At 59.9% G+C, this 990-nt stretch carries 1 protein-coding gene; it reads right to left on the bottom strand.

Going from position 1 to position 990, the window contains the following annotated elements:
- On the bottom strand, nt 1-885 hold an 885-nt coding region (locus tag XH84_RS31760; protein WP_164937406.1), incomplete at its 3' end, for an IS110 family RNA-guided transposase.
- Between the last annotated feature and the right edge of the window lie 105 nt (nt 886-990).

Here is a 990-nt window from a genome sequence, read left to right as displayed (position 1 = left end):
CAGAGTGCTGTCGGTTGAGCTGCGCGTCAGAATGACCGCAGCCGCTTCGTACAGAAGCCCTCGCAAATGGTGGTTGCCACGTCGGGATATATGGCCGTCATAATCGACTTCTCCGGATTGGTAGCGGCGCGTTGTCAGGCCGATCCAGGCGCCAACAGATCGGGATTTCTTGAAGTTGTCCGGCCTCTCAATGGCTGTTGTGAAGGCGGTTGCGGTGATCGCACCGATGCCGGGAATAGACATAAGGATGCGGCAAGCCTCACTCTGGCGCGCGTCCCGGACCAACTGGCGTCCGAGTTCGGCGGCGCGGATGCGAATGCCACGCCAGGCTTCCAGCATCGGAAGCACGATCGATGCAAGTCCGTCCTGATTGGCAAGAAGGCTCCGGACGTTCTTCTCGAAGGTGCTTCCCTTTCCGGCGGGAACCAGCAGACCGAAGGTTTTCATGACACCGCGGATCTGATTGGAGAGCTCGGTAGTGATCCGGACCAGCCGCGTCCGCGCCGCCACAAGCGTGCGTGTCAGCATACTGTCGAATTCCTTCACGCGCACCTCACGAAAGAACCCGACTTCCGCGAGCTGCGCCAGACCATCGGCGTCATTCGCGTCCGTCTTGTTCGCCGCCATGTCAAGCGCCGCTTTAGCATGGCGCGCATCGATGCAGATCGCCGGCAACCCTTCGGCGCGCAGAGAATGATAGAACCACACCGACAGCGGTCCGGTCTCGAATACGACGCGTTTCACGGATGGCGCCCGCTTGCGGATGAGCTCGGCTATGATTCTGGGATCAGATGCGCACTTGCCGCGCCAGATCCGTTCACCTGCTCGGCGGATCGAGACTGCCGTCTCTTTCATCGACACGTCGAGACCGATATATTCTTCCATGGCTGTTCTCCATTCGATGCTTGGGCCCGGCGTCCAGTCGTGAGCCCGTATTTCCATCCTATCGGGGAACAGCCACCAGCTTCCATTATCGGTTGGGCCTGATTC

This window comes from Bradyrhizobium nanningense (assembly GCF_004114535.1).
GTDB lineage: Bacteria > Pseudomonadota > Alphaproteobacteria > Rhizobiales > Xanthobacteraceae > Bradyrhizobium > Bradyrhizobium nanningense.
This window is presented reverse-complemented; position numbering and strand designations above follow the sequence as displayed.